Annotated in this window: 22 protein-coding genes; 12 read left to right on the top strand and 10 right to left on the bottom strand. The window is 65.8% G+C overall.

Translation table 11 applies throughout. The annotated features are described in order from the left end of the window. Window positions 1-28: 28 nt before the first annotated feature. Together QX126_RS02520 and QX126_RS02515 are read right to left on the bottom strand one after the other, a co-directional pair. Complete coding sequence (locus QX126_RS02520) at window positions 29-286, bottom strand: hypothetical protein (RefSeq protein WP_315779118.1); 258 nt, start codon at window positions 284-286, stop codon at window positions 29-31. 250 nt (window positions 287-536) lie between these two features. Continuing rightward, the gene (locus tag QX126_RS02515) at window positions 537-1,811 is read right to left on the bottom strand and encodes a sensor histidine kinase (RefSeq protein WP_315779116.1); all 1,275 of its coding nucleotides are present in this window, start codon (window positions 1,809-1,811) and stop codon (window positions 537-539) included. Window positions 1,812-2,259: 448 nt separating this feature from the next. Here QX126_RS02515 and QX126_RS02510 point away from each other — a divergent pair, with 448 nt between their 5' ends. Further along, complete coding sequence (locus QX126_RS02510) at window positions 2,260-2,559, top strand: Crp/Fnr family transcriptional regulator (RefSeq protein ID WP_409998138.1); 300 nt, start codon at window positions 2,260-2,262, stop codon at window positions 2,557-2,559. Between the two features lie 74 nt (window positions 2,560-2,633). On the opposite strand, the gene QX126_RS02505 is transcribed toward QX126_RS02510, so the two are convergent. The 4 genes from QX126_RS02505 to QX126_RS02490 all read right to left on the bottom strand — a co-directional run bounded on the left by QX126_RS02505 (window position 2,634) and on the right by QX126_RS02490 (window position 7,514). Beyond that, the gene (locus QX126_RS02505) at window positions 2,634-3,383 is read right to left on the bottom strand and encodes a Crp/Fnr family transcriptional regulator (RefSeq protein ID WP_315736510.1); all 750 of its coding nucleotides are present in this window, start codon (window positions 3,381-3,383) and stop codon (window positions 2,634-2,636) included. Between the two features lie 211 nt (window positions 3,384-3,594). Continuing rightward, on the bottom strand, window positions 3,595-4,602 hold the full coding sequence (trpS, locus tag QX126_RS02500) for a tryptophan--tRNA ligase (protein ID WP_315779115.1): 1,008 nt from the start codon (window positions 4,600-4,602) through the stop codon (window positions 3,595-3,597). A 268-nt stretch (window positions 4,603-4,870) separates the two neighbouring features. Then, window positions 4,871-6,505, bottom strand: coding sequence for an ABC transporter substrate-binding protein (locus tag QX126_RS02495; RefSeq protein WP_315779113.1), 1,635 nt, complete (start codon window positions 6,503-6,505; stop codon window positions 4,871-4,873). Window positions 6,506-6,896: 391 nt separating this feature from the next. Next, complete coding sequence (locus QX126_RS02490; protein WP_315779111.1) at window positions 6,897-7,514, bottom strand: TetR/AcrR family transcriptional regulator; 618 nt, start codon at window positions 7,512-7,514, stop codon at window positions 6,897-6,899. A 103-nt stretch (window positions 7,515-7,617) separates the two neighbouring features. On the opposite strand from QX126_RS02490, the gene QX126_RS02485 reads away from it, so the two are divergent. The 4 genes from QX126_RS02485 to QX126_RS02470 all read left to right on the top strand — a co-directional run bounded on the left by QX126_RS02485 (window position 7,618) and on the right by QX126_RS02470 (window position 11,223). Next, on the top strand, window positions 7,618-8,316 hold the full coding sequence (locus tag QX126_RS02485; protein ID WP_315779109.1) for a PspA/IM30 family protein: 699 nt from the start codon (window positions 7,618-7,620) through the stop codon (window positions 8,314-8,316). A gap of 60 nt (window positions 8,317-8,376) precedes the next feature. Next, window positions 8,377-8,652 carry a YiaA/YiaB family inner membrane protein gene (locus QX126_RS02480; RefSeq protein WP_315716622.1) on the top strand — a complete coding sequence of 92 codons (276 nt, stop codon included), beginning with the start codon at window positions 8,377-8,379 and terminating at the stop codon, window positions 8,650-8,652. A gap of 295 nt (window positions 8,653-8,947) precedes the next feature. Continuing rightward, complete coding sequence (locus tag QX126_RS02475) at window positions 8,948-9,952, top strand: hypothetical protein (protein WP_315779107.1); 1,005 nt, start codon at window positions 8,948-8,950, stop codon at window positions 9,950-9,952. Beyond that, window positions 9,949-11,223 (top strand): hypothetical protein, encoded by a 1,275-nt coding sequence (locus QX126_RS02470; protein WP_315779106.1) that lies wholly within the window; start codon window positions 9,949-9,951, stop codon window positions 11,221-11,223. Before QX126_RS02475 ends, QX126_RS02470 begins: the two co-directional genes overlap by 4 nt. On the opposite strand, the gene QX126_RS02465 is transcribed toward QX126_RS02470, so the two are convergent. The 3 genes from QX126_RS02465 to QX126_RS02455 form a co-directional block, all read right to left on the bottom strand. Continuing rightward, complete coding sequence (locus QX126_RS02465) at window positions 11,150-12,748, bottom strand: hypothetical protein (protein WP_315779104.1); 1,599 nt, start codon at window positions 12,746-12,748, stop codon at window positions 11,150-11,152. The two genes, QX126_RS02470 and QX126_RS02465, sit on opposite strands and share 74 nt — an antisense overlap. A gap of 410 nt (window positions 12,749-13,158) precedes the next feature. Beyond that, window positions 13,159-14,010 (bottom strand): SDR family NAD(P)-dependent oxidoreductase, encoded by an 852-nt coding sequence (locus QX126_RS02460; RefSeq protein ID WP_315779102.1) that lies wholly within the window; start codon window positions 14,008-14,010, stop codon window positions 13,159-13,161. A 151-nt stretch (window positions 14,011-14,161) separates the two neighbouring features. After that, window positions 14,162-14,551 carry a winged helix-turn-helix domain-containing protein gene (locus QX126_RS02455; protein ID WP_315779101.1) on the bottom strand — a complete coding sequence of 130 codons (390 nt, stop codon included), beginning with the start codon at window positions 14,549-14,551 and terminating at the stop codon, window positions 14,162-14,164. Between the two features lie 100 nt (window positions 14,552-14,651). Here QX126_RS02455 and QX126_RS02450 point away from each other — a divergent pair, with 100 nt between their 5' ends. From QX126_RS02450 to QX126_RS02435, 4 genes are all read left to right on the top strand, one after another. After that, a complete protein-coding gene (locus QX126_RS02450) occupies window positions 14,652-15,776 on the top strand; it encodes an alkene reductase (RefSeq protein WP_315779099.1) in 1,125 nt (374 codons plus the stop codon). Window positions 15,777-15,878: 102 nt separating this feature from the next. Beyond that, entirely contained in the window at window positions 15,879-16,358 is a 480-nt protein-coding gene (locus QX126_RS02445) for a GFA family protein (RefSeq protein ID WP_315736520.1), read from the top strand. Between the two features lie 260 nt (window positions 16,359-16,618). After that, window positions 16,619-18,283 (top strand): thiamine pyrophosphate-binding protein, encoded by a 1,665-nt coding sequence (locus tag QX126_RS02440; protein ID WP_315779097.1) that lies wholly within the window; start codon window positions 16,619-16,621, stop codon window positions 18,281-18,283. A 246-nt stretch (window positions 18,284-18,529) separates the two neighbouring features. Further along, the gene (locus QX126_RS02435; protein ID WP_315779094.1) at window positions 18,530-19,912 is read left to right on the top strand and encodes a M20 family metallopeptidase; all 1,383 of its coding nucleotides are present in this window, start codon (window positions 18,530-18,532) and stop codon (window positions 19,910-19,912) included. A gap of 92 nt (window positions 19,913-20,004) precedes the next feature. On the opposite strand, the gene QX126_RS02430 is transcribed toward QX126_RS02435, so the two are convergent. After that, a complete protein-coding gene (locus QX126_RS02430) occupies window positions 20,005-20,166 on the bottom strand; it encodes a hypothetical protein (protein WP_315779092.1) in 162 nt (53 codons plus the stop codon). Window positions 20,167-20,481: 315 nt separating this feature from the next. Here QX126_RS02430 and QX126_RS02425 point away from each other — a divergent pair, with 315 nt between their 5' ends. From QX126_RS02425 to QX126_RS02415, 3 genes are all read left to right on the top strand, one after another. Continuing rightward, a complete protein-coding gene (locus QX126_RS02425; RefSeq protein ID WP_315736523.1) occupies window positions 20,482-21,396 on the top strand; it encodes an amino acid ABC transporter substrate-binding protein in 915 nt (304 codons plus the stop codon). 203 nt (window positions 21,397-21,599) lie between these two features. Then, a complete protein-coding gene (locus tag QX126_RS02420) occupies window positions 21,600-22,331 on the top strand; it encodes an amino acid ABC transporter permease (RefSeq protein ID WP_315736524.1) in 732 nt (243 codons plus the stop codon). Between the two features lies 1 nt (window position 22,332). Further along, window positions 22,333-23,025 carry an amino acid ABC transporter permease gene (locus tag QX126_RS02415; RefSeq protein ID WP_315736525.1) on the top strand — a complete coding sequence of 231 codons (693 nt, stop codon included), beginning with the start codon at window positions 22,333-22,335 and terminating at the stop codon, window positions 23,023-23,025. The last annotated feature ends 3 nt before the right edge of the window (window positions 23,026-23,028 follow it).

The following is a 23,028-nucleotide window of genomic DNA, read 5'->3' as shown; positions in this document are numbered from 1 at the left end:
GCGTGCCTTGAGCTCGTCGGGGAAGCTGTTACGCCGCGGCGGGCGGCGTGTGCGCGAACTGGTCCACGAAGCTCATCTCCGCGCGCTCGTCGTCGACCGACCAGCAGCCGATCTCGGAAGCGCCCCGGAAGAAGTGGACGCTGTGCACCGGTGAGCGGACATCGTCGCCGCGAATGATCTGGAGCAGGGTCCGCGCCACGCGGCGGTGATCGCCGGGGAGCCTGAGGTCGAAGAATGCGTCGCCATAGCCCGGCAGGATGGTGCCGGTCGAATCGCGAACTTCCATGCGCAACTGTGCCATGCTCGCATTGAACGCCAGCAACGGTTTCCGCCCGGTAAATGCCGCCGGGCTCGCGCATGTTCGGATGTGCGGTGTGGTCTCACCATGAAGCGTGTAGCGCGCTCGTCGCCACCAGCGGCACGTGGACGAGGAGCATTGACAAAGAGCTGCCGTTCGAGAAAGCGGCCGGCCTTGTCAGCGGCGCATCGAGGATCACGTCATCGGCCGTGCTGGCGAATGATGATCGCCCAAGGGATCACCGGGTCTTCTCCAGCACCGGTCGCTCTGCGGTGACGAGTGCTGCCGCGGGTGCAATCCCTTCATTGCGGGGGATCATCGGCAGTTCGACCAGGACACGCGTGCCGGTCGACTGGTTGGCGCTGACGGAGAGGCGGCCGCGGAGCTGCTCGACCATCCCCTTGATCATCCGGAACCCCAGGCTCGCGCGCGGTTGATCGATGTCGAAACCGGCCGGCAGACCGACACCATGATCGGACACGCTGAGGTGCAGCCAGCCGTCGATGTCACGGGCGGAGATGTCGATCGTCCCGTCCCGGCCGGGGTAGGCATGTTTCACGGCGTTGCTGACCAGCTCATTGATCAGCAGGCCGAGAGGAACGGCATGATCGGCCGAAAGCCGTATCGGGTCGGAGTCGCAGCGCAGCACATTCGTTCCCGCGACGCGTTGCAGCCGGCTGCAGAAGTCATTGAGGAAGACGTCGACGTCGATCAAGCCGATCTGCGAGGCCCGCGAGAGATGATCATGAACCTGGGCAATGGCCGCCACGCGCGATCCTGCGTCTTCGAGGGCGCGCTTGGCTTCAGCCGAATGCGACCCGAACGACTGGACGCGGAGCATGGCCACGACGGATGCGAGGCTGTTCTTGACGCGGTGGCCCATTTCGCGCGTCAGCATGGCTTGATGGTCCAAGGCTTCGCGGAGCCGCGTCTCCTCATGCAGGCGCTCGATTGCAATCCCGACGATGTCGGCGAATTCAGTGAGGAAGGCAGCGTCTGCCTCGTCGAAGCGGCGGGGGGCCGGACTGTCGACCTGGAGCACGCCGAAATAGCCGCCGCCTTGTCCGCCGCGATCGATCCGGACGCTGATCGACGTCTTGATGCCGCGGTCTACTGGAAGAAGTCCCGGTGTCTCGAAGCGACCATCAGGGGGGCCGCGACTGGTGATGATGGCTTGACCTGTCTGGAAGGCGCGGCCAGCAGACGAGGCGCTGTCCACGACGAACGATGATTGCTCGACCGGGCTCGGCCATCCGTAACCCGCGCGGACCAGCAGTCTCTTGCCATCCGCCACGAATTCCATCGCCATCGTGAACGGTGCATTGAGGCCCTTGGCGCAGAGCGCGGTGGCGCGCTGAAGAACGCTGTTGATATCGCGGGTCTGCAATGCAGCACGACTGAATTCGGCGAGCACAGATTGTTGGATGAGCCTGTAGCTGCGTATGTCATTCCGGACGCCTGCCCGCTCGAGAAAGATCGGAAAAGCGGTATCTTGGCTCTGATGTCTCAACACGCGAATTCTCCAAAACAGGACGCACTCCGACTACAAATTCCCCGCTGCTCTCTTCCTTACAATTTGATATTATGAGACTATTGTGTTGCTGTTCCCGGTCGGAGTCTGAGCAAAAGCGAACATGGGTCCAGTTTGCCGCAGCGCAATTCGTCGGGAGCCGAATCGAGGAGAATGGCTCCCCGGCGCGGGCAGTAGCACCTGACGCTCGCTGTGCCCCCCGCGCGCTCATCCAGAGGACCTTCCACGGAGAGCGGGCACTGATGCCGTGGCGAGAGGCGTGCTCATGCCAGCCTTTCAGTGGGCGGGGCGGCACCCTCATCACCGGAGACCGCCCTATGCGAGCCAGGCGGCCGGCCGCTGGCGCGTCGGCCAGCTCCGCCCATTCGGCGGCAATTCTTTCCGCTCGGTGGTGTGGCCCACCGACAGCGAGTCGTGGGGCGTGTGACAGATGGATCCCGTCGAGCGCATCTGCCGATGGCTGCTGATGATGCACGACCGGGCCGAAGGGGCGGTGCTTCCGTACACGCATGAATTCCTGTCGCAGATCCTCGGCGCCAATCGCAAGTCGGTGACGCTTGCCGCGCAATCCATGCAGGCGGCCGGCCTGATCAGCTATCGTCGCGGCACCATTCAGGTGCTCGACCGGCCCGGACTCGAGAAAGCCTCGTGCGAATGCTACGCCATCGTCAAGCAGCGGTTCGGTGCATTTCTCCAGCCGCCCACGACGGCGGTGCGCAGCCAGCATTGATTTGATGGTGGCGCGGATCGAGCAGGGCCAGGGCCAGCTCGATCTCGAGATGCACGGTCACTCGAGATGCACGGTCATAGGCTCTTGAGGGGAGCCTTGCCTTCAACCGACTTCACGCCTGCGATATGCGGCTGATCGTGCAGAACCACGTTCAGCAGGGAGTTGTGGATCACGAGATGGCCGTTGTAGTCGATGAAGCCCAGCTTGCGGAACTTGTTCATGAAGTGACTGACCCGCGAGCGGGTGGTGCCGATCATGTCGGCCAGCATCTCCTGGCTGACCTTCGCGATGACCCGCTGCGGCTTGCCGTCATTGCCGAAATTGGCCAGCAGCAGTAGCGCCCGCGCAAGGCGCTTCTCGCTCGAATTGAACAACTGATCGATGAGATCGGCCTCGACGCGGATCGTGCGGGCGAGGATGTGCGAAACGAACACCTCGGAGAACGCCGGCTGCTCACGCAGGGTGCTGATCGCGGCCGATTTGGTGATCCGCAGGATTTCGCTGTCCGTGATGGCCGACGCTGCCGACAGCCGATGAGATTGGCCGGCCAGGCACCCCTCGCCGAAAAAATCGTCCTGACCGAGCAGCGCGATGACCGCCTCCTTGCCCTGCTCGGAATGGACGACGATCTTGACCGTGCCCGTGATGATATAGAACAGCACATCGGCGAGGCCGCCCTGGGAAAAGATCTGCTGGTCCTTTCGGTATTTCCCGATCGTCCGGCCTGGGCCTTCGGTCTTCAGGAACACCGCCGGATCGAAAGCCTGCTTCTTGGGCTGCGGCTTTGCGGCCGTCGGCGGCTTTACGATGGGTCGCTTCGCCATGTGTTCTCCGGGTGAAACGCGAGTGCTGAATACTTCGAAACCGGATCTCGGCATAACAGTTGGGCAGGCGCGAACGCAGCATAGCGCCTTTCGCGGCCGCTTGACAGCGCAGCGCCTATTTCGACGGGACACGCGCAGCCGTTTCGTGTTCCAGTAACGCAGCGGAGCGAGAATTAGTTAATTCATGTTATCAGGCATTAGCATCGCACCGCTAATGCAGCGCAAACAGACCCAGCGCCTCGCGTACGTCGCGCAAGGTCGCATCGGTGACGGTGCGCGCCAGTTCGGTGCCGTACCTGACGATCTCGAGAACATGGTCGGGATCACGCGCAAAGGCTGCCCGCCGGTCGCGGATCGGCGCGACCACGGCCTGCAGCACGTCATCAAGTCGCTGCTTCACGACGCTGTCTCCGAGGCCGCCGCGGACGTAGCGCGCCTTCAGGTCCGCGACCGCCGCGTGATCGTCGTCGAACGCGTCGAGATAGGTAAAAACGACATTGCCTTCGACACGCCCCGGATCGGCGGCCCTGACGTGGCCGGGATCGGTGAACATGCGGCGGACGGCATCGCGAATCTGGTCCGCGGTGGCGGAGAGTGGAATCGTGTTGCCCTGTGATTTGCTCATCTTGGCCTTGCCGTCCACGCCAGGCAGGCGTCCGACGCTCGGGATCAGCGCGCGTGCCTCGGGGAGCACCTCCGTGCCCGCTTGGCGGTTGATGCGGCGGACGATCTCGTTGGTCTGCTCGATCAGCGGCGCCTGGTCCTCGCCGACCGGCACGATGGTCGCCCTGAAGGCGGTGATGTCCGCGGCCTGCGCGACGGGATAGCACAGGAAGCCGGCCGGTATATCGCGGCCGAAGCCGCGTGCCTGGATCTCGTCCTTGATGGTCGGGTTGCGCTCGAGCCGCGCCACCGTGACGAAGTTCATGTAGAGCAGCGTGAGATCGGCCAGCGCCGGCAGGTGCGATTGCAGGCAGATGGTCGTCATCTCCGGGTCGATGCCGACGGCGAGATAGTCGGTCGCGATCTCCAGGATGTTCCGGCTCACCTTGCCCGGATCGTGGGCGTTGTCCGTCAGCGCCTGGGCATCGGCCAGCAGAAGGAATTGCCGATGCGTCGATTGCAGCGCGACGCGGTTCTGCAGCGAGCCGACATAGTGGCCGAGGTGCAGGGGGCCGGTGGTCCTGTCGCCGGTCAGGATGACGGGACGTTCTGGCATTGAGAGAGGCATCGTGGTTCTCCAGAAGTGAGAACCGCCGCTCGATCGAGCTCTTCGATGCTGTTGATGACAAGAACCGCGTCGCAGGCCGATGAACGGCGGCGACGGGCGAATGAATGACGAGGCCGTGCCGCTCCTAGATGGAGCGCCACCACGTGTTCGCGTGCAAGGTCTCAGTCTTGATCATGCGATCGATATGGCCGAAACCGCCGATGAAAGCAACCCGCTCACGCACGCTGCACGGAGCGGCGAGCCCAGGCCATTCAGCCTATTCGAGATCTATTGCGTGATACTGGCCGGTCTTGTCGAGCTGCGTGCCCCAGACCTTGTGCAGCGCCTGGTGGTCGGACGGGCCGAAGCTCACCCTTGATCCAACGCCCAGCTCGTAATTCTGCATCGATTCGAGGACATCGACCAGCGACTCGGTGTCGACAGCGGGACCGGCGCGACGCAGTCCTTCGATCAGGATGTTGGCGGTGAGATAGGCTTCCAGGGACGAGTAGTCCGCCGGCTCTCCCGGGAAATATCTGTCGAGCGCCTTCTTGTAGTTCAGGGTAACGGACGCGTAGCCGTCGACCGCCGGCGTGACCTGGGTGCAGATGACGCCGTCCGCATAGCGCGGGCCGAGCACCATCAGCTCACTGGCGAGGCCGGTGCTGCCGACACCCGAAATCGTCGCGTAGATCATGTCCGGATACAGGTCGCGGGTCTTCTCGATGAACTTGGCCGCGGCGCGAAAGGTGGCGACCAGCACCACCGCCTTGATCGCATGCTTCTGCCGGCGCAGTTGCGCGATGGCCTCGTCGACATTGACGGTGTTGCGGCTGTAGCTCATGCGGAAGGCGTCGCCCACGCCGCCGCGCAGCCCGTGCATCGCCTTGCTGACACCCTCCCACCCCGCGTCGCCGTAGGCATCCTGCTGGGTGAGAACTCCGATCTCCTGCGGACGCAGCTTGCGGCTCTTGACGAGATAGTTCACGAGCGCATGGGCTTCCTCGGCGTAGCCGGCACGGTAGTTGAAGACGTAGCGATCCGGCGGATCGTGGCGGAGCGAAGGAGCGCCGGTGAAGGCGCCGAAATAGAGCGCATGATGCTCGAGCGCGTACGGCACCGAGATCAGGGCCGTCGGACTGCCGTAGTTCTCGACGAAGCCGAACACCCTGTGCTGCTCGTAGAGCTCCTTCATCGCGTTCAGCGTCCGCGTCGGCTCATAGGCATCATCGGCCGTGTAGAGCTTGAGCTGCCGGCCATGCACGCCGCCTTCCTCGTTGGCCTGCGCGAAGGCGAGGTCGATGCCGAGCTTGAGCTGATGGCCCATCTCCCTGGCCGGACCCGAGAACGGCGCCGCCATTCCGAAGCTGATTTCGGTATCCGTCACGCCCTGGACCGGGGGCCGCGCGCTGGTCGGCTGCGCCGACGCGGCATTGGCCATCCGCGTATCGAACTTCGGCACGCGGTCCTCCTCCCTCAGCGGCAGGCTCTGATCCGGCGCGACGACGGGGACGGCGCTCGCGAGCGCTCCGGTCCGGAGAGTATCCTGGACTGGCGCAACGGTCTGCGCGGCTTGGACCGGCGGCGACGGGACTGTTGCCGTCGTTGTCACCGTCGCGCTGCTCTTGGCGGAGAGCGCAGCGGTCCACCGCGTCGGAAGTCTCGTCGCTGCAAAGCCGGCCACGCCCGCGGCAACAGCCACGAGCCCCATCATGCTCAACGCGCCGAGGAGACGCCGTTCCCGTGGCGGCGGAGGAACCTCCTGCACGCCGTAACGGGACGCGAATTCAGCAGGGGTAGGCCGATCGTGCTCGTCGCGCCACGGTTGTTCATACAGCGGACGCCGGCCGTCGTCGTAGCCGGACGGGAATGGCGGATCGCGGTCGTCATTGGGCGCACGCAGATGTCTCACGATTTTCCCCTTGGCTCGCGCGTCATGGACTCGTTGGAGTTTTTTCTTGATCGCGCGGCCGTCATACGCTGCAGGTTCTGCCGGCCGGATGAGCGTGGCCATGCGCCGAGATCTGCACATGTCACACAGACCAACACTCGTCATCGAGTGCTGATGGATCGGGGTTCCAGACATGTTGTCTGGAACAAGTCCGAACGTCGGCATGATACTGCGAAGCAATGGGGCGGTTGTTTGTTCTCGCCGTCAATTCCGGCTGAACAAGGCGGGAGCCGCGCCGCCGGGGCAGCAACTAGCTATCACAGCAGGCAGGAGAGAAATGCCGTGAAGCAGTCGTGTTTGATCGTTGGCGTTCAGGCGTCCGATGACGCTGCGCGCGACGCCAAGCTGCGCGTCACCGGCCGGTCGTCTCCTCCGCCACCAGTCCCGTCACCATCGCCTGCACCATGGTCGCGATCTGCTGGCGCAGGGCGGCGAGCGGAACGGCGATCAGCTTCTGCTCCAAGCCGAGCGCGACCATGCCGTGGACCGCCGAGAACAGGCTGCGCGCGGTGACGCTGATGTCGTCGAACGAGCGCTGCGGAAACAACGCCGCCAGCGGCTGGTGGATGTGACGGAACAGGTGCATCTGGTCGGCGATGGCCCAGTCGGGCAGCGGCTTCTCAGGCGCCATGCGATGCTCGAACAGCGCGCGCCAGAGCTCGAGATTGTGGGCTGCGAAGTCGCAATAGGCGGTCGCGATGCGCACCAGCGCAGCCTCGGGGCCCGGCGGCCCGGCGCTTTCGGCCGCCGACAATTCCGCGTCGAGCCGCGCCAGGGTGCGTGATCCAACCATCAGCACGAGCTCGTCGACATCGGCGACGAGATTGTAGACCGCGCCATTGGCGACGCCGATCTCCTGGGCGAGATCGCGCGTCTTCAGACCGGCGAGACCCCGCGTGCGGATCATCCGCTCGGCGGCCTCGATCAGGGCTTCGCGCTGTTTTGCACGTCTTTCCAGTGTCTTGGACATTGTTAACCAAAATATTGAGCGATGCTCAAAATATTTCTTGAGCGGCGCTCATGATTGCGTTAGAAGAAACTCTATGAGCAATGCTCATAACAGGGAGTTCACAATGTTCAAGACTGTTCTGACGCTGTTTCGGGGCACCGTGGCCGTCGCGGAGGAGGAGCTGCAGGACCGGACCGCACTGGTGATCCTGGATCAGCAGCTGCGTGACGCCGCTGCCGCCGTCGATCGCAGCAAGCGCGCGCTCGCGCTGGCCATCGCGCAGGACCAGCAGGAGGGCAAGCGGCTCGAGGCGACCCTGGCGCGGATCACCGATCTCGAGGTGCGCGCCACCGCAGCGCTCGACGGCGGCCGCGAGGATCTGGCCCGCGAGGCGGCGCAGGCGATCGCCGGCCTCGAGGCCGAGCGTGACGCGGCCAGGACGGCGCGGGCGCTGTTCGCGACCGAGATCACCAGGCTGAAGAAGCATGTCGCCAACGCCGAGGCGCGCATTGCCGAGCTCGATCGCGGCCGGCGGATTGCGCGCGCCTCCGAGGCCGTGCGCAATCTGCGCCGCGGCGGCATCGAGGCGGCGCGTCCCTACGAATGCACGCTGCCAGAGGCCGAGGCGACCCTGAAGCGGCTGCGCGAGCGGCAGATGGAAGCGCAGGCCGCCGACGAGGCGCTGATGGAGCTCGATGCCGCGACGGGGCCGATCACCACCGCCGAGAAGCTCGCCGAGCAGGGCTTTGGCCCGCGCATCAAGACCACCGCCGACGACGTGCTGGCGCGGCTGAAAGCCGGCCGCACTGCACCGGCCAACTGAATTTCGTCACCACCGATCGAAACGCATCAACCAACCTGATTGTCATCATAGGAGCCGACCATGAACCAGAACACCCAGCCCCACAGCAGCGCCTTCATCACCTTCTCCTACGCCTCGTTCGCCGCCTCCGCTTTCCTCGTCGCTCTCGGCGTGTTCTTCATGCCGATCGATCTCTGGATGAAGGGCTATCTGACGATGGGCATCGTCATGCTGGTGCAGACTTGCGTCACCCTGACCAAGACCCTGCGTGACCGCCACGAGAGCGGCAAGCTCGTCAACCGCATCGAGGACGCCCGCGCCGAGCGCCTGCTGATGGAGGTGTCGAAGGCGGCGTGAGCAGCGGTTTCCTCGCCTCTCCCCGCTCTTGTCCACCTTAGCTCGACGAGCGAAGGCGGATGCGGGTAGAGGCCGGATTGCATCGAAGATGCAATCCGGTGAGGGGGACACTCCGCGCGTGCCGGGAAGCGGTGGATGCGATGGCGTCCACCGCTTCCGGTCGTTCAACCTGCGTTTACCGTCACTGACGCTCCGTCCTGCGTCATGATCATGAATTAACGGCGCGGAGCGTATGTCGTGAACTTTAGGCACGGCTTCGGCGAGACGTTTCTGATCGGGCAGGTGGATGAGGACAATGAACGTCGTCGCAACGGCCAGGCGTATCCACGACAATGTCGGCTTCTGGCTGACGGCGCTGGGGCAGGAGGCGATGGACCTGTCGCTGCGCACCCATGCGGAGTTTCGCACGCGCATCGTCGAGAGCCCGGGCACGACCCTGGACGATGCGGCGCTGGCGGCGCTCGTGGCCGATCTCCGCACCGTCGCCGGCAAGACGCTGCCCGCCGGCGAGCTCACCTACGGCATCTTCTCCGGAGCGCGCGAGCCGCTCGCGCGCGCCATCATCACCGTGGTGTCGGAGGAGGCGGGCGGCCGGCCGATCGCCTTCAATGCGCTCGCGGTGATGCAGGTCGAGCGCGACGGCGACACCCAGCAGGTGATCCATCTCGGATTGGTGATGGTCGACCCGGAAGCGCGCGGCAAAGGCCTGTCCGGCGTGCTCTACGGCCTCACGACGCTGCTGCTGTTCATCCGCGACGGCCTGCGGCCGAAATGGATCTCCAACGTCACGCAGGTGCCGGCGGTGGCCGGCATGGTCTGCGAGACCTTCTCCGACGTCTATCCGTCGCCGCTGCCGCAGGCCCGACAGAGCTTTGCGCATCTTCAGCTCGCGCGCGGCATCATGCGGGCGCATCGCGCGGTGTTCGGCGTCGGCGGCGAGGCCGGGTTCGACGAGGCGCGCTTCGTCATCACCAACGCCTATACCGGCGGCTCCGATGCGCTGAAGAAGACGTATGACGATGCGCCCAAGCATCGCGACGCCATCTACAACGGCTTCTGCGCGCGCGAGCTGGACTACACCAGGGGCGACGATCTGCTGCAGCTCGGCCGAATCGATCTCGCCGCCGCCCGGCGCTATCTGCTGCGCGAGATCCCCTCCGGCTCGCTGCCGGCGCTGCTGGCGACCTCGGCCGTGCTGGCGCTGCAGCGGATGATCCTGCCGCTGGTGCATTGGCTCGACGACACCAGGACGTTCGGCACGCTCCGTCCGCGCCTGCAGCCCGGCGAAGCCGCGCCATGACGGCCGGCATCGTTGCGGACTCCGTCGTCAACCTCTGCGGCGCAATCGGCCTCGCGGTGGCCGCCGCCATGCTGCACCGGCGCGACCCGAGGGGACCGCTGACGGCGCGGCTCGTCGTTCTGCTCGGGACCGTCGCCTCGCTGTTCCTGTTGCGTGGCATCGCCTGGTGGACGGACAATGCTTTTCTCGACCGCATCTCGCTGATTCCGGCGGCGCTGATCCCGCTCGGCGCGCTAGTGGTGACGGAAGGTCTGCTGCGGCGACACGCGCATCGCGCGCTCAAGGCGATCGCGCTGGCCGGCGGCGTGGTGCTCGCGCTCGCCGGCGCGCTCGGTCCGGCCGAGTTCGAAAGCCACCACACGGTCGTGCTGTCAGCCTTTCAGCTCGCAGGCTTTGCGACCTGCGCCTGGCTGCTGCTTCGCCGCGACCGCGCGAGCCTGCTGGCCTGGGAGAACCGCGTCATCGATCGCGTCGCGTTCGGCGCCGTCATGGTCATTCCCTTCATCATCACCGATTTCCGCGTGCTGGCGCCGAGCATGCCGGTGCGGCTCGGCGCATTGGGCGCGCTGCTGGCGGTGACCGCGATCCTGATCGCCGGCGCCAGCGCGGAGACGCAGCGTCAGGGCGGGCTGCTGACATTGTTGCGAATCCTCGGCGCCGCCCTGCTCGGCGCCGCCGCGGCCGCGCTGTCGCCGGACGTCGATGCGGCGCAATTGATGCGTTTCTGCGCGGTCGCGGTGGCCGGCGTGCTCACGATCGGGCTGATCGGCGATGCCTTGCGCGCGATGCTGCAAGCCCGCGAGCCGGGCGTGCTCGACTCGATCGGGGCCTCGATCGCGGCGACGCGCGACGATCTGATCGCCGAGCTCACGCGCCAGCCGGTCTTCGAAAGCGCACGCCGCTGTCGCGAGGATGAGCTGACCGCCTATGATCCGCCGCTGCTGCGCGACTTTCTCGCGTCAAGCCGTGTGCTGCGCCGGGCCGATGCGCCGTGGCGGCGGGCGGTCACCGACCCCGCCGTCGAGCGCATGGTGGCGCTGATGGATGCGCGGCATGCGACGCATGTGATCGTGCTGTCGCACCAGCCGGTCGATCTCATCGTGCTCGCGGTCTCCGTGATCTCGGCCGATCCGGCCACGGAAACCGCGCTCGCGCTCGTCAGGCGCCTGCTGGTGCAGGCGCCCGAGCGACAAGTGATCACGCCCACATGTGATGATGCTGATGCTGTGACATCTCCATCATCGGCCCCTCCATCATCGGACCGTCCATGACCAGGGTTGCCGGAGCGGCGCCGGCGTGTGCTGCTGGCGCGGCGCTGGGAAGCATGATCACGTTCGAGGCCGGCGCGCTGGTGACCGCGGCCAGCAGCGCGGCGGCGTCGGCACTGTTGCCGCCGCCGGTGGTCGCCAGCACCTGGCCGATCGTGGTGCCGTCGACATTGTAGGCGCCGCCATTGACCGGGATGTTGTTGCCGCCGACATCGGCTGCGTTCTGGTGCATCTGGTCGGCGGCCGCGGCGACCAGCGCCTTGTTGCCGGCCTGGAAGCCCTCGAGGATCTTGGCGATCTCGGCGCCGAGCGTGCTCTGGTCGCCGAGCAGCTCGTTGTCGAAGCGGGCCTGGAAGATGCCGCCCTGCGCCGCGTCGAAATCGGTGACGTCCTTCTTGAAGGTTATCAGGTCGGCGGTGACCTTGGCCATCGCGGCGGCGTCGCCGGAATTGACGGCTGATATCGCCGCCTTGCCGAGCGCGTTCGACTGGGCGATGAACATGGCCCAGAAATCGGTCTGTGCCTGGTTGTCCTGATAGGCCGGCGTCGGGTTGAGGAAGTCGCCGAAGCCGCTCCAGCCGGTCAGGCCGTTCTGCTGCGCCATGTTGGCGAGATTGGTGTCGCCGGCGACGATGTCGATGATGTCGAGGAAGTCGTCGTTCAGCGCGCGGCCGATGTCGACATTGCCGGCCGCACCGTTGATGTGGGTGTTGACGAGCGCGAGCTGGTCGATGATGGCGAGCGCGTGCACGCCGGTCAGGCCGCCGAACTGCAGCGGATTGGCGGCGACCAGCGCATTGAGGCCGGCGATCAGCGCGTCGACATCGTCCTGGATGACATCGACGTTGCTTTCGTTCACGCCGCCGATCAGCCGGTTGGCGGCATCGTTGAAGATCAGGCCGAGCTCGGCCAGCGTGCCCTTGGCGGCGGTTGCGGCCGTCACGCCTTCGGGCAGCAGCGCCGGCGCCTGCAGGAAGCCGGTGGCGCCGTCGGCATTGGTCGCCTTGCCCGCAAGGTTCGGATCGTTGTTGACGACGTTGAGGATGTCGAGATGCGCGTTGCGCAGCGCGGTCTCCGCGGCGGCGATGCTGCCGAACGCGCCGCCGCCGGTCACCGAAGCCATCGCGGCATCCTGCGCGACCGTGATGTCAGCGAGGATCTTGTTGATGTTGGTGAGCGTCTGCCCGGTGAACTGGCCGGCGGCAACCATCGCCTTCAGACCATCCTGAATCACGGTGAGATCGCCAGTGTAGTTGTAGACGCTGCCAAGCCCCTGGCCGCCTTCCTCGACCACGTTGCGCCACAGTCCGCCTTCGAGAAAGCGCGTCGCGTCGTTGAAGACGACGCCGAGATCGGCAAAGCCGAGCGCGGGCGTCGGCGGCGTGGGCGGTGTCGGCGTGGGCGGCGTCGGAGGCATTGGCGCAGGCGCCGGCTGGCAGTGATGATTGTGATGATGATGGTGGTGGTGGTCGTTGTGATGATGGTGACCGTGGTGACTGTCGTGATGGTGACGGTGATGGCGCGACATGTCCAACGTACTCCTCAAAGCTGCGCACCACTGCGGATGAGCCGAAGCAACGGGCGCGGCTGACGCGGGTGCGGATGATGAGGGCTATCTGCTGCCTGCTTCGTGGCTGCTTCGCGCAGGGATTGTGGAATGCGTCTGCGTCAGATTGTCGTGCGGCGTACGGATGGCGCTCCCGCAGAGCTGCGACATCTCACCGCTTGACGGTTGAGGGGCGCTTCAAGAGCCGGCGACCAGCGGCGACGTCGCGCCCGCGGCAAATCAGTAAGTTGCAAGAGCGTTCGACCGTAGCGATTCGGTCGATGGGTAGACGTCCCGAACGCACGCGGACCGCCTTGCGACGATCCGACGCGTCTGGGAGCTTGTGCTGAGACCGGGAGCAGCTACGCTGCCGCCGCTCCGATGTGGCCGGATCATGGCGATATCTTTGCGAACGCCGCGAATGCGTCGGCGTAGTCGGCATGCCAGCGCGACAGCGGCGGCCGGTTCTCGACGATGTCGGAGGCTGCCCACAGGATACGCCGCTCGTCGAGCGCGCGCGGCACGTCGTTGTCGGGGCACAGCACGTAGAAGTCGCCGGCCGTAACCCGCTCCAGCATGAAGTCGACCGTCTGCTCCGGCGTCCAGGCGGCGGCCGGCTTCTCGATGCGGCCATTCGCCGTCAGCGGCGTGAACACGAAGCCCGGAATGAACAGATGCGCCGTCACCTGGCAGCCGGGCGTGTTGCACAGCTCGTGCTGCAGCGCCTCGGTGAACGCCTTCACGCCGGCCTTCGAGACGTTGTAGGCGGGATCGCCGGGCGGCGTGGTGATGCCCTGCTTGGAGCCGGTATTGATGATCAGCGCCGGCCTGCCTTGCGCGATCATGCCGGGGGCGAACACCTGCGCGCCATGGATGATGCCCCACAGATTGACCCCGAGGATGCGTTGCCAATTGGCCTCAGTGAGCATCTTGCTGCCCGGCTGGATGCCGGCATTGTTCATCAGCACGTCGATCGCGCCGAAGCGTGCGCGCACCGCCGTTTCGAGCGCGACCACGCTGTCCCGGTTGCTCACATCGACCGTGGCGGTCATGACCGCAGCCTCGCCACGCTTGGCCGCGGCCGCGAGCCTGGCGGCGGCGTCGCGCAGCCGGGCCTCGTCGACATCGGCGATGCAGACGTTCATGCCGCGCTCTGCGAAGCGCATGGCGGCGGCGAGCCCGATGCCGGAGGCGCCTCCGGTGACGACGGCGGTGTGGTCGGCGGACAAGGCGGGGTGAGACACGGCAGGTTCTCCGGCATGACGATGAGATGCTGGTGTATGACGTCCTGGCGCGGCCGCAAGATCATCCGGCTGACGGCAAGAGGGGTTTTTTGCGGCTGCAACGCGAGGGCACCAGTCCGGTCGCAGATGCATCGCGTCGTCTGGAACCGGCTTACGACGCGGCCTTGGCCCCGCGCGCCTTCCTCGGCTTCTCGATGTCGCTGCGCAGCGCGGCGAGATCCTTCTTCACGGCGTCAGCCGCATCGCGCTCGATGCGCCGGTAACGTTCGACCAACTGCGCGCCGAACGCCGTCAGCGCTGCGCCACCGCCATTGCGGCCGCCGGTCTGCCGCGCGACCGCGGGCTGCCGGCACACCCGGTTGATCTCGTCGACGAGGTCCCAGGCCCGCTTGTAGGACATGTCCATCGCGCGCCCGGCCGCAGAGATCGAGCCGTGTCGCGCGATGTTCTCCAGCAGCGCGATCTTGCCCGGCCCGATCCGGCTGCCGTCATCGAGATCGATGCGCAGGCTGAGCGAGGGCAGGGCGTTCGCTTTCGGCATGGAGGGTCTGCTCGTACTGACGTGGGGCGGACATTGCCACCATCATGTTTTGCGAACAAGATGATCCCAATCGACAATCGCAACGACATCTGGGGACGAAATGCTGCCTGCGCTGTTTTCACCGCTCACGATCGGTCCTTATCGCCTCAAGCATCGCGTCGTGATGGCGCCGTTGACCCGCATGCGCGCCGCAAGGGAGACGCTCGCGCCGCGGCCGCTCAACGTCGAGTATTATGCGCAGCGCGCGACGCCGGGCGGCCTGATCATCGCCGAGGCCTCGCCGGTGCTGCCGACCGGCACCGGCAGCCCGAACGTGCCGGGCATCTACAGCGCGGCGCAGGTCGCTGGCTGGAAGCAGGTCGTCGACGCGGTGCATGCCAAGGGCGGAGTCATTTTCCTACAGCTCTGGCACGTCGGCCGCGTCTCGCATTCCTCGTTCCAGCCGGGCGGCGCGCTACCGGTGGCGCCGTCGGCGATCGCGATCGGCGACGATCTCAAGGCGATGACGGCGGACGGCAGGCCGGCGGCCTACGAGACGCCGCGCGCGCTGGAGACCGACGAGATCCCCGCGCTCGTCGCGGCCTATGGCCAGGCTGCGCGCAACGCGATCGCGGCGGGCTTCGACGGCGTCGAGGTGCATGGCGCGAACGGCTATCTCATCGAGCAGTTCCTGCAGACCCGCAGCAACCAGCGCACCGACCGCTATGGCGGCGGAATCGCGAACCGCTGCCGCTTCCTGCTCGAGGTCACGCAGGCGGTGATCGACGCCTGCGGCGCCGACAAGGTCGGCGTGCGGCTGTCGCCCTATGGCATCGCCAACGGCTCCGGCGAGGCCGAGCCGATGCCGCTCTATACCTACGCGATCGAGGCTCTCAACAAGCTCGGCATCGCCTATCTGCATCTGATCGAGCCGCGCTCCTCCGGCGCCGGCCGCGCCGACGTCAACTGGCAGAACGTGCCGTCGGCCATCGCTCTGTTCCGGCCGGTGTGGAAGGGCGTGCTGATCGGCGCCGGCGGCTTCACCGGCGAGCCGGCGGACGCCGCGATCCAGGCCGGCCACGCCGACGCCATCGCCTTCGGCCGCACCTTCATCTCCAACCCGGACCTGCCGCGCCGGCTGCGGCACGGCTGGCCGCTGACGCCGTATCACCGTCCCACCTTTTATGGCGGCGACGCCAGGGGCTATACCGACTATCCGGCCTATGACGAGATGGCGCCCGCTTAGCTCGACTGCGTCACGAGAGCCGAGCAGTCGCGTTTTCATTGTCATTCCGGGTTCAAGGCCGGTGGCCTTGCCCCGGAATGACGCCGTGGATGGATGCTTGTCATGCCCAGATCCGCTCCCGCCGGCATCGCCTCCGGCCAATGCCTGTGCGGCCGCGTCGCCTTCGAGATCGACGTCCCGGCGCGCTGGGCCTGGCATGATCATTCATCGCCCAGCCGCCGCGCCCATGGCGCGGCCTACGCCACCTATGTCGGAAGCTGGCGCAAGCGCCTTCGCATCACCTCGGGTGCGGATGCGATCACCCGCTACGAGGACGACGCCGCGAAAGCCACGCGCAGCTTCTGCAGCAGCTGCGGCTCGCCTGTGTTCTACGAGCGCGCCCGCTCGCCGCACATGGTGAACATCCCGCGCGCGCTATTTGCAGCACGAACCGGTCGCGAGCCGCTCTATCACGTTGCCATCGAGGAGGCGCCGGATTGGGCCTACACCGGCGCGCCCCTGGTGCCGCTGAAGGGTTTTCCCGGCGTGGTCTGGCAGCGCGCGCAGCGCAAGAAGCGCGGCTCGCGCGAAGGGATGTTCTGATCCGCGGGCAGCTTGGCATCGTCACAATGAGCGCACTCAAGGAGCCGTACTGATTGGCAAGGTCGTGACATGATCTTAGCCGGAGCCATCGATGAGAAGCCGGACCAACGGCCCCTCCGCCGTCATTGCGAGGAGCGTCAGCTCCGAAGCAATCCAGACTGCCTCTATGACAGACGCTGGATTGCTTTGCTTCGCTCGCAATGACGGAGTGAGAGCTTGCCGAGAACGAACAAGGCCACGACCCAGAGGAAAACGCCACCATGAAGAACCGCACCACCGGACGCTCGGCCTTCCTGGCGCTGCTCAAGGACGAGGGCATCACGCATCTGTTCGGCAATCCCGGTACCACCGAATTGCCGATCATGCATGCGCTGAAGGATCATCCCGATCTCACCTACGTCATGGCGATGCAGGAGAGCCTGGTGGTGGCGATCGCCGACGGCTTCAGTCGCGCCTCGGGACGCCTCGTCGCCTGCAACGTCCACGTCGCGCCGGGTCTCGGCAACGCCATGGGCGCGCTCTACAATGCGCAGTTCACCGGCACGCCGATGATCCTCACCGCCGGCCAGCAGGAGCAGGGCCACGGCCTGATGGAGCCATTGCTCTACGGCCCGCTGGTGCGGATGGCCGAGCCGCTGGTGAAATGGGCGGTCGAGGTGACGAGGCTGGAGGACCTGCCGCGCATCATCAGGCGTGCCGCCAAGGTGGCGACCACACCGCCGACCGGTCCCGTCTTCATCTCGCTGCCCGGCGATATCCTCAATGCCGAAGGCGGCATCGAGCTCGGCCGTTCCACCCGGGTCGATGCGCGCGTGTTGCCGGCCGCGGACGCGTTGCAGGGGCTGGCGCAGCGCATTCTCAGGGCGCAGCGGCCGGTGATCATCACCGGCGACGAGGTCGTCAAGAGCGATGCGCTGCGGCAGGCGGCCGAGTTCGCGTCGGCGATCGGCGCTCCCGTGCATCAGCAGTCCGCGCCCTATGGCGCGCATTTCCTGTCCGAGCATCCCTGCTACATCGGCTCATTGTCGCGCGCGCAGAAGCAGGTCCGCGACCTGCTCGCGCCACACGATCTTCTCATCGTGCTCGGCGCCGATCCCTTGCGGATGTCCGTGCATAGCGAGATCGAGCCGCTGCCCGAGGGCTTGCCGATCGTGCAGATCGGCCTCGTCGATTGGGAGCTGGGAAAGAATTTCGGTGCCGAGATCGCGCTCAAGGCTGACGTTCGCGAGACGCTGCTTCAGCTCACGCCGCTCTTACACGAGCTCGGCGGCGCGGCCCTGCAGGCGCGTGCTCAGGAGCGCGTGGCCGAATTGTCCTCGAAGAACTGGAGCGCACGGCGCCGGACGCTGGCGGCGCAGATCGAGGCGGCCCGCGAGCGGACGCCGATCGACCCGGACTATCTGGCGCTGCAGGTCGCCGAGGCGATGCCGGAGCACGGCATCCTGGTCGACGAGGGCCTGACCTCGGCGCGCTACATGACGGCGCTGTGGCCCTATCGCGACCGCTATAACTATCACGCGCTCGCCTCGGGGGGCATCGGCTGGGGCCTGCCGGCCTCGATCGGCGTCAGCCTCGCCAAGCCCGATCGCCCCGTGGTCTGCTACTCCGGCGACGGCAGCGCGATGTATTCGATCCAGGCGCTGTGGACCGCAGCGCATCACAAGCTGCCGCTGTCGGTGGTCATCGTCAACAATGGCGGCTATCGCATCATCAAGCAGCGGCTGCTGTCGTTTCACGGCGACGACAACTACATCGGCATGGATTTTGCCGACCCGCCGGTGGATTTTGCAGGGCTGGCACAGTCGCTCGGCTGCGAGGCGATGCGCATCAGTGATCCGCGCGAGCTGAATCCGAGCTTGTCGGACGCGTTCCGCCGCCCGGGCACCAAGCTGATCGAGGTGATGGTCAGTCACGCGGTGAATTGAGAGACTGCGCCTCTGGATTGTCAGTTGACCACGTTCGTCCGGGACGAGGACGGGGCTGGCGTTACACGGGCGGGCGAGGAGTACCGAGCAAGCCGCAACGCGATCCAACCACCGAGTTTGATGGCAGGCTACGCGGTTCCGAAATCCGAGACTTGCTTGATATCAGCATTGAATTCAAACCCAGCCCCTTCCGCTCGCCGCGCGATCCCGATATGACGCCGCCTTCGTTGTGACTGGAAAAGCGCCATGACCAGGATTGATGCAATTGCCCGTGCCCGTCAGACGCTGACGAGCGGTGACTTCTTGGCCGAGCTCGGCCGCCGGGTCGCCTATCGCACCGAGAGCCTCAATCCCGAGCGCAAGGACGAGCTCGCGGCGTATCTGACCAAAGAGCTGACGCCGTCCTTTGCCGCCCTCGGCTTTTCCTCCGAGATCGTGCCCTCGCCGAGCGGCAAGTCGCCGTTCCTGATCGCGACCTACCACGAGAGCGACAGTGCCCCGACGGTGCTCAGCTATGGCCACGGCGACACCGTCGACGGCATGGCTGGCGAATGGCGCGACGGCCGCGATCCCTGGGCGGTGACGCCGGCGGGCAATCGTCTCTATGGCCGCGGCACCGCCGACAACAAGGGCCAGCACAGCGTCAACATGGCGGCGCTGCGCGCGGTGCGCGAGGCGCGTGGCGGCAAGCTCGGCTTCAATGCCAAGTTCATCATCGAGATGGGCGAGGAGATCGGCTCGCCCGATCTCGCCAAGGTGGCCGATCTGCATCGCGACGCCTTGAAGGCCGACGTCTTCATCGGCTCGGACGGCCCGCGGCTGTCGACCGCGCGCCCCACCATCTTTCTCGGCTGCCGCGGCGGCATCCGGTTGCATCTCGACGTCAACCTGCGCGAGGGCGGCAATCACTCCGGCAATTGGGGCGGCGTGCTCGCCAATCCGGCGACCATTCTGGCGAACGCGATCGCCACGCTGGTCGACGGCCATGGCCGCATCAAGCTGGAGTCGCTGAAGCCGCCGCGTCTCACCAATGCGATCCGCGCCATCCTCGCCGACGTGAAGGTGGAGCCGACCGCCGACGAGCCGGCGCTGTCGGACCATTGGGGCGAGGAGGGGCTGACGCCGGCGGAGCGGCTCTATGCCTGGAATACGCTCGAGGTGCTTGCGATCTCCTCCGGCAATATCGACAAGCCGGCGAATGCGATCCCCGGCCGCGCCCGCGCCGTGCTGCAGCTGCGTTTCGTCGTCGGCACCAAGGTCGACAGCATCGTGGCCGACGTGAAGAACCATCTCGCCGCGCATGGCTTCCCGATGATCGAGGTCAGCATGGCGCAGAGCTTCATGGCCTCGCGCGCCGACATCGACAGCCCCTGGATCAAATGGGCCGCGGATTCCATCAAGATGAGCACCGGCAAAGCGCCCGCCGTGCTGCCGAACTTCGGCGGCTCGCTGCCCAATGACGTGTTTGCCGACGTGCTGAAGATGCCGACCATGTGGGTGCCGCATTCCTATCCGGGCTGCTCGCAGCACGCGCCGGATGAGCACATTCTGCTGGATGTCACGGAGGAGGCGCTCGGCCTGATGGCCGGGCTGTTCTGGGATCTCGGCGAGCTGCAGAAGCCGTTGTGAGGCGAGAAGGGGGGCATGAGCACACATCTCTTGGCGTTATCGGTGCTCACCTCTCGCTGCCTGAGGCGGGGTGAGCGACGCCCCGGTCGTGTTCAGCGCCTGCGGCCGCCCTTCGAGACGGCCGCCTTCGGCGGGCTCCTCCGGGCGAGGACTAGTGCCTTGGCGAAGTCCGTGGTGACGTTCATGGTGAGGAACGCCGCGCCGGTCAGGAAGATGGACGGCGGGCTTGCCGCGCGCGGCGCGTCTCGAACCACGAGGTCCGTGTGCTGTGCGGTTGCATTGCCGCGTGCGGGAACCGCCCGAGTGAGACTTTCGTCTGGTCGCGGGGCTCGCGAGCCCCTCGCAGTTTACCATCCCGATGTTCGGCGCTGCCGTTTCAGCCCGAACGTCTTGTCGAAGGGGACGCAGGACAGGCAATTTGTCGCGATCGTCCGAGGACGTCCCGCCGCGGGGCGGTCTATGGTGCCCGCGCTCGTCCGGCCGGAGATCGTCCGGGGGGCGGGGGCCATTTTGAGTTCGCTGTGGTTTATGCAAGCATCCGGCAATCAGCCGGATTGAGGAGATCAGTTATGAAGCAGCTTCGCCTATTCGGTCTTGCCGTCGCCGCCGCGCTCTGCGCCGGCCAGGTGCAGGCCGAGGACCTGACGGGGACCCTGAAGAACATCAAGGAGACCGGCACCATTACGCTCGGCGTCCGCGACTCCTCGATCCCGTTCTCCTATCTCGACGACAATCAGAAGCCGATCGGCTTTGCCATCGACATCTGCATGGGCATCGTCGATGCCGTGAAGAAGGAGCTCAAGCTCGACAAGCTCGATGTGAAGCTCAACCCGGTGACGTCGTCGACCCGCATCCCGCTGCTCGCCAATGGCACCATCGATCTGGAATGCGGCTCGACCACCAACAATGCCGAGCGCCAGAAGCAGATCTCCTTCACCAACACCCACTTTCTGACGGCGAGCCGCTACGTCTCGAAGAAGGCGAGCAAGATCAACGCGATCGACGATCTGAAGGGTAAATCGGTCGTGTCGACCGCCGGCACCACCAACATCAAGCAGCTGACCGAGGCCAATGCCGCGCGCAATCTCGGCATCAACATCATCCCGGCCAAGGATCATGCCGAGGCCTTCCTGATGGTGGAGACCGATCGCGCCGTCGCCTTCGTGATGGACGACATTCTTCTGGCGAGCCTCGTCGCCGGTTCCAAGGATCCGGCCGCCTATGTCGTTTCCAAGGACGCGTTCTCGAAGCCGGAGCCCTACGGCATCATGCTGCGCAAGGACGATCCGCAGTTCAAGAAAGTGGTCGATGCGGCGACCGCCAAGATCTACACCAGCGGCGAGGGCGCCAAGCTGTATGACAAATGGTTCATGCAGAAGATCCCGCCGAAGGGTCTGAACCTCAACACCCCGCTGTCGGCCGAGCTGAAGGCCGAGTTCGCCAAGCCGTCGGATTCGCCGGATCCGGACTCGTACAAGCCGTAAGGTGAGGTCGCAGCTCTCGCGCCGAATTCGATGCGCCCCCCTCCCCCTTGCGGGGAGGGGTCGGGGGTGGGGGTCTCAGGAAAGATTGCCCGTGTGGACCCCCCACCCCGACCCTCCCCCGCAAGGGGGGAGGGAGCGCAGCGAGTTTTTGGCAAAGACTGTGTAATGCGACTTGCGAGCTAATTCCCTCTCAGGATGTCCCCGTGAACTACACCTGGAACTGGCACATCTTCCTGGAGCCGAACCCGACCGGGGCCGGCACCTATTTCGACATGCTGCTGGCGGGGCTGAAGGTCACCATCGTGACCTCGCTGTCGGCCTGGGTGATCGCGCTGATCTGCGGCACGATCGTCGGCATCCTGCGCAGCTTGCCGTCCAAGCTGGCGACCTGGATCGCCTTCGCCTATGTCGAGTTCTTCCGCAACATGCCGCTTTTGGTGCAGCTGTTCCTGTGGTTCTTCGTGCTGCCGGAGCTGTTGCCGCCCACGATCGGCCTGTGGCTGAAGCAGATGCCCAATGCGCCATTCTATACGGCGGCCGTCGGCATCGGCCTGTTCATGTCGGCGCGTGTCGCCGTGCAATTGGCGGCCGGCATCGGCTCGCTGCCGCGCGGCCAGAAGCTGGCGGCGACCGCGCTCGGCCTCACCACCTTGCAGGCCTACCGCTACGTGCTGCTGCCGATGGCTTTCCGCATCATCCTGCCGCCGCTGACGTCCGAATTTCTCAACACGGTCAAGAACAGCGCCGTCGCAATCACGATCGGTCTGATCGAGCTGACGGGCGCTGCGCGCGCCATGCAGGAATTCTCGTTCCAGGTGTTCGAGGCCTTCAGCGCCGCCACCTTGATGTATCTCGTCATCAACGTCATCGTCGTGATCGGCATGCGGCTCCTAGAGCGCGCAGTGGCGGTCCCTGGCTACATCACGGGCAAATGAGATGCTGGCCAATTTCGATTTCGACGTCATCCGCCGCTCGCTGAGCTATCTTTTCATCGACGGCATGACCTTCACGCTGACCTTGACGGCGCTGTCGGCGACGGGCGGTCTTGTGTTCGGCACCCTGATCGCGCTGATGCGGCTGTCCGGCTATCGGGTGATGGGCTTTATCGCCGGGCTCTATGTCGACTTCATGCGCTCGCTGCCGCTGGTTCTGGTGATCTTCTGGTTCTACTTCCTGGTGCCCTATATCGGGCAGTGGATCACCGGCTCGTCGCGGCCGATCAAGGTCGGCGCGTTCGCGTCCTCCCTGATCACCTTCATCCTGTTCGAGGCGGCCTATTTCTCCGAGATCATGCGCGCCGGCATCCAGTCGATCTCGCGCGGCCAGCCGGCCGCGGCCTCGGCGCTCGGCCTGACCTATGCGCAGACCATGCGCTACGTCGTGCTGCCGCAGGCGTTCCGCAACATGCTGCCGGTGCTGCTGACGCAGACCATCGTGCTGTTCCAGGACACGTCGCTGGTCTACGTGCTCTCGATTCCGGACTTCCTCGGCGCTGCTTCGAAAGTCGCCCAGCGCGACGGCCGTCTGGTCGAGATGTATCTGTTCGCGGCCCTGGTCTACTTCACCATCTCCTGTGTCGCGTCCTACGGCGTCCGCCGCCTGCAGTCGCGCATCTCCATCATCAGATAGTCG

The sequence above is a fragment of the Bradyrhizobium sp. SZCCHNPS1003 genome, from assembly GCF_032381555.1.
GTDB lineage: Bacteria > Pseudomonadota > Alphaproteobacteria > Rhizobiales > Xanthobacteraceae > Bradyrhizobium.
This window is presented reverse-complemented; position numbering and strand designations above follow the sequence as displayed.